At 72.2% G+C, this 5,112-nt stretch carries 4 protein-coding genes and 1 pseudogene; 1 reads left to right on the plus strand and 4 read right to left on the minus strand.

All coding sequences use genetic code 11. From position 1 onward, the window contains the following. Window positions 1-271, plus strand: a pseudogene (locus CA984_RS42465) (IS110 family transposase); the annotation flags it as partial. Window positions 272-274: 3 nt separating this feature from the next. On the opposite strand, the gene CA984_RS42470 reads toward CA984_RS42465, so the two are convergent. The 4 genes from CA984_RS42470 to CA984_RS42485 all read right to left on the minus strand — a co-directional run. Then, on the minus strand, window positions 275-862 hold the full coding sequence (locus tag CA984_RS42470; RefSeq protein WP_165781626.1) for a DUF1269 domain-containing protein: 588 nt from the start codon (window positions 860-862) through the stop codon (window positions 275-277). A 171-nt stretch (window positions 863-1,033) separates the two neighbouring features. Then, on the minus strand, window positions 1,034-1,840 hold the full coding sequence (locus tag CA984_RS42475; protein ID WP_086578960.1) for an LLM class flavin-dependent oxidoreductase: 807 nt from the start codon (window positions 1,838-1,840) through the stop codon (window positions 1,034-1,036). Window positions 1,841-2,318: 478 nt separating this feature from the next. After that, a complete protein-coding gene (locus tag CA984_RS42480) occupies window positions 2,319-3,584 on the minus strand; it encodes a M20/M25/M40 family metallo-hydrolase (protein ID WP_086578961.1) in 1,266 nt (421 codons plus the stop codon). A gap of 28 nt (window positions 3,585-3,612) precedes the next feature. Then, window positions 3,613-5,112: dipeptidyl-peptidase 5 (locus CA984_RS42485; protein ID WP_086578962.1), on the minus strand; the 1,500-nt coding region annotated here is incomplete at its 5' end.

Consider the following 5,112-nt stretch of genomic DNA (forward strand, 5'->3'; position numbering starts at 1 on the left):
ATCCGGCAAGACCAAGATCGTCCAGGCACGGTTCGTCCACAACGACCGGCTCGTCGACGCTCTCCACCTCCAAGCCTCCTGCGCCCTCCTCCACGATCCTGAAGTCCGCGCCTACTACGACCAGCTCAAAGCCCGCGACATCAGCCATAACGCCGCCCTCCGCCAAGTCGGCAACCGCCTGGTGGGCATCCTCCACGGCTGCCTCAAAACCCACACCACCTACGACCAGGCAACCGCATGGTCACATCGCAACCACGACCTCGCCGCTTGACATCTAACGTCCAGGGATGTCTGACCCGGCACCTGACGCCTGGGCCGTCGCGATGGCGCGCTGGAGGCGCTGCTCCTCCGGCGCGCTGAGCGTGGTGCGGATGATGTGCCCGCCGTAGGGGGCGATCGCGGCGACGATCCTGTCGATGTCGGTGGTCAGCAGCAGGAACAGGGCCGCGCCGCCGGCGGGCAGGTGCTCGCCGAGTTCTTTGACGAAGCCGAGGTCGACGCTGTTGTTGTCCGCCGCGCTCACCGCCGCGCCGACCCCGGCCCCGGCCAGCGCCGCCGAGCTCGCCCCGAGGACGGTGGCCCCCGCGGCCGCGGACGCGATACCGGCCGCCGCCAGCGCGATGCCGATGATCGGCCCGAAGGCGATCAGCCCGAGCAGCCCTCCCGCCACCGCCCCTTCTGCGGCGTAGGTGGAGGCTCTGTGGTGGGTGGGATGCACCGTGACCCCGCCGTCGTCCTGGCGCTCCACCAGCGCCAGGTCCGCCAGCTGTACGGATCCGTCCCGCTGTAGCGACAGCAGCTTGTCCCTGGCATGAATCGCGTTGTCCACCTGTGGGTAGGCGATGGTGACGAGTTCGCTCATGGTTTCCCTCGGACGCTCCGGGTGCCGGGCGGGCGCCGGCCGGACGATCGGTGACCGGCGTCCGTTTGTGAGAGCGATTCCCGGTATCGGCCGAGTGCAGCGACCGGTCCGCGTCATCTTCCGCACTGGTGTCTTTGGGAGGAATTTTGGAGTCCCGGTGATCCGCCCCCCTCAGGTGCCGGTCAGACGCTCCACGACCGGCGCGAACTCCTCCAGGAACTGCGCGTTGACCGACACGTAGGAGACGCCCAGCCTGTCCCTGCGCCTGCGCAGTGTCTCCACCATCTCGTCGACGGTGCCGGTGAGGACGCCGGTGCCACCCCGGGCCGCCACCTCGCGCGGATCGGCGCCCATCTGGCCGGTCAGCCACGCGGGCGGCTCGTCGCCGACGGAGGCCAGGTTCATGCTGATCTCCAGATGGTCGTAGCGGTCACCGGCGAGCTCATACAGATCGTCCAGCTTGGCCGCGAGCTGTTCCTCGGTGAACTGAGGTGGCACGCCGAGCGCGACGATGTCGGCCTTCCGCGCGGCGAGCTCCAGCAGTCTGGCGCCCGAGGCGGCGATCAGGATCGGCACGTCGCGCACCGCGTCCACCGTCCGCGCGAGCCGCTCGATCCGCTGGGCCGGGGTGCCGAATTCGACGCCCAGGACGGCGGCGTCCTGCTCGGCGCGCGGCCGCCCCGCGCCGACGCCCAGCTCGAACCGGCCGCCGGTGAGGGTGTGCAGGGTGGAGGTCTCCCAGGCCACAGCCTCCGGCGTCCGGTAGGGAGCACTCACCACGTAGGTGCCGACCCGCAGGGTCGTGGTCACGGCGGCGGCGGTGGCCGCCGCGGCGAACGGCGAGAACGTGCCGAGCGTGTCGGGTACCAGCAGCGTGGCGTAGCCCATGCGCTCGGCGCGGCGGGCGAGCCCGGCCCAGGCCTCGGCGCTCGGGGCGTAGCCTGCGACGGCACCGAATCTGAACGGGTGAGTGGTCATGGCACCACGATCACTCAGGCGGACGGCCAGGACATCCTCCAGGCGGCCGGTGATCGGCTACTCCACGGGGCGCACGCCCCGCGCGCCGGCCTACTCTTCCGGCGGTATCCGCGAGGACGGGTGGCAGAGCGCCGTTTATCGCCGCTGAGCCGGGTAGAGCGGACAGTCCGACCATCGCCGAACAGAAGGAGCCGGCACATGACGAGCCAGAACGTGTGGACCTGCCCCGCCGGCGCGCTCGCGGGAACCGCCAGGCCGGACCTGCGGGGAGCGGACGGCTGGGAGTAGAGCCGGACGACGTGCGGGTCTGCTCCCGCGCTGACCGATCCGCGGGCCGCCCCCGAGAGGCGGCCCGCCGGCCGCCTCGGAAGGCGGCCGTGGCCCTGTCAAAAGGCCCGTGGCCCTGCCGGGAGGCCCGTGGCCCTGTGTTCTGCAGGAGACCCGGGGCCTGTCACGTCACAGGAGGCCTCTGGCCCTGTCAGGACGTGAGGAGCCGGTCCAGGACGCGCACGCCGAACTCCAGCCCCTCGACGGGGACCCGCTCGTCCACGCCGTGGAACATGCCGTAGTAGTCCAGCTCCGGGCTGAGCATCAGGGGCGCGAAGCCGTAGCCCTTGATGCCGATGTCGGCGAAGGACTTCGCGTCCGTGCCGCCCGACATCACGTACGGCACCGGCCGCGCGGCCGGATCCTCGGCGATGAGCGCGGCGCGGAGCTCGCCGAAGAACGGCGCGTCCAGCGGCGCCGAGGGGGCGTCCTCGATGTTGACGAACTCGCGGGTGACCTTGGGGCCGAGCAGGCGGTCGATCGTCTCCAGGAACTCCTCCCGGTAACCGGGCAGGAAGCGGCCGTCCACGTGCGCGGTTGCGGTGCCGGGGACCACGTTGACCTTGTAGCCGGCCTCCAGCATCGTCGGGTTGGCCGAGTTGCGGATCTGCGCCTTGAACAGGGCGCCCGCCTGGCCGAGCCGCTCGGCCTCCTCCTCCAGCCGGTCGTAGTCGATCGTCTCGCCGAGGATGTCCGCCAGGCCGGCGATCAGCGCCGCCACCCCGGGCGTCAGCCGTACCGGCCACTGGTAGGAGGCGATCCGCGACAGGGCGTGGCAGAGCTCGGCCACCGCGTTGTCCTTCGGCGGCCGGGAGCCGTGGCCCGCGACGCCGTGGGCGGTGAGCTTCATCCAGGCGGTGCCGCGCTCGCCCACCGCGACGGGGTAGATGCGCGCGTCCGGGACCTGGACGCTGTAGCCGCCGGACTCGCTGATCGCCTCGGTGCAGCCGTCGAACAGCTCCCGGTGCCGCGTCGCCGCGTACCGCGAGCCGTACTCACCGGTGGCCTCCTCGTCGGCGAGGAAGGCCAGCACGATGTCGCGCTTGGGCCGCACGCCGCGCCGGGCCCAGTCGCGGACCAGGGCGAGCGTCATCGACAGCGTGCCCTTCATGTCCACCGCGCCCCGGCCCCAGACGCAGCCGTCGACGACCTCGCCGGAGAACGGGTGGACCTGCCAGTCGGCGGGTTCGGCCGGGACCACGTCCAGATGACCGTGGATCAGCAGGGCCTCGGGCGAGTCGCCCGGGATCCTGGCGACCACGCTGGTGCGGTTCCTGGCCGACTCGAAGACCGTCGGCTCGATTCCCGCGTCGGACAGCAGCCCGGCGACGTGCTCGGCCGCCGGGCGTTCGCCGGAGCCGGGGTTGGTGGTGTCGAACCTGATCAGGTCCGAGCAGATCTGTGCGACCTCGTTCATCGAAAAAGCTCCCCCGAAAACAAGTGGATCATTGGTGCATACCCCGCAGGGTCAGGGGCGGCACCTCGGGCGTCGGAAAGCCGAAGATCAGGCCGTAGAAGGCCAGTTCGGCCTCCAGGGCGGCGATGATGGTCTCCTCCCGGCGCCAGCCGTGCTGCTCGCCGGGGAAGGTCAGGTAGGCCCACGGCGTGCCCTCGCGCTCCAGCGCGGCGACGAACCGCTCCGCCTGGACCGGGTCGACGATCGCGTCCTCCAGGCCGTGCATGAGCAGCGCGGGACCTGACGCGTTCGCGGCGTGCAGGGTGGGGGAACGCTCCAGGTAGCGCTGCCGGGTCTCGGGGAGCGGGCCGATCAGCCCGTCGAGGTAGCGCGACTCGAAGTCGTGGGTCTCGGCCGCCCAGCCCTCCGGGTCGGTGATGGCGTAGTGGGCCACCGCGCCGCGGAACACTTTGCTGTGCACCAGCGCGGCCACCGACGTCCAGCCGCCCGCGCTGCCGCCCCGGATCGCGACCTTCGACGGGTGCGCCCGCCCGGTGGCGATCAGGCCGTGCGCCACCGTCTCGCAGTCGCGCACGTCCACCACGCCCCACTGGTGGCGCAGCCGCTCCCGGTAGGCGCGGCCGTACCCGGTGGAACCGCCGTAGTTCACGTCGGCCACGCCGATGCCCCGGCTGGTGAAGTAGGCGATCTCCACGTCCAGGACCATCGTGCTGGCGCTGGTCGGCCCGCCGTGTACGAAGATCACATAGGGCGCGGGGCCGGTGACGTCGCGCGGCGGGTACAGGTGCGCGTGCACGCCGTCGAAGGTCACCGCCTCGGGGTCGGGCAGCGCGTCGCGGTCGGGCAGCTCCTTCGCCGGGGACAGCACGGCGTGCGCGCCGGTGCGCAGGTCCACCGTGACGACCTCGAACGGCGTGTACGGCGAGGCCGCCACACCCGCCACCAGGTCCCCGCCGGTGGAGACCGTCGGGTTCCAGTAGGTGGGCGGGGCGTCGATATCGGTCATCTCGCCGGTGGCCGGGTCCAGCACGCCGAGGCGGCGGCGGTCCGGGGTGCCGTGCACGAGGACGATCCTGTCGCCGGCGAGCGCGAACCAGGTGTTGCCGAGCCGCCAGACGGCGTCGCCGCAGTCCTCCTGGAGCGGCGCCAGGTTGCGGGCGGGGGAGCCGTCGAGGGAGACCAGATGCAGGTTCCACCAGCCGTCCGGGTCGGTGAGGGCGTAGAGCGCGCCGTCGTCGCGCCACTCGGCCTGGATCACCGACTCCTCCGGGCCGCCGGCGACGACCCGGTACGGCCCGGCCGAGCCGAGCGCGTCCAGGGGCGCCACGCACAGCTCGGTGCCGTCCCAGGGCATGGCGGGGTGGTCCCAGCCGATCCAGGCGATGTGCGTGCCGTCGGGGGAGATGCGGGGGTTGGTCAGGAAGTGCTGCGCGCGGACGATGAGCCGCACCGGCCCGCCGTCCAGCGGTACCGCCACCAGCTCCCGGCAGGGGAGGGGCCGGGGAGCGGGCTCGGCGCCGGTCCCTGG

It is taken from the genome of Streptosporangium minutum (assembly GCF_002149035.1).
In the GTDB taxonomy this organism is placed as follows: Bacteria; Actinomycetota; Actinomycetes; order Streptosporangiales; family Streptosporangiaceae; genus Streptosporangium; species Streptosporangium minutum.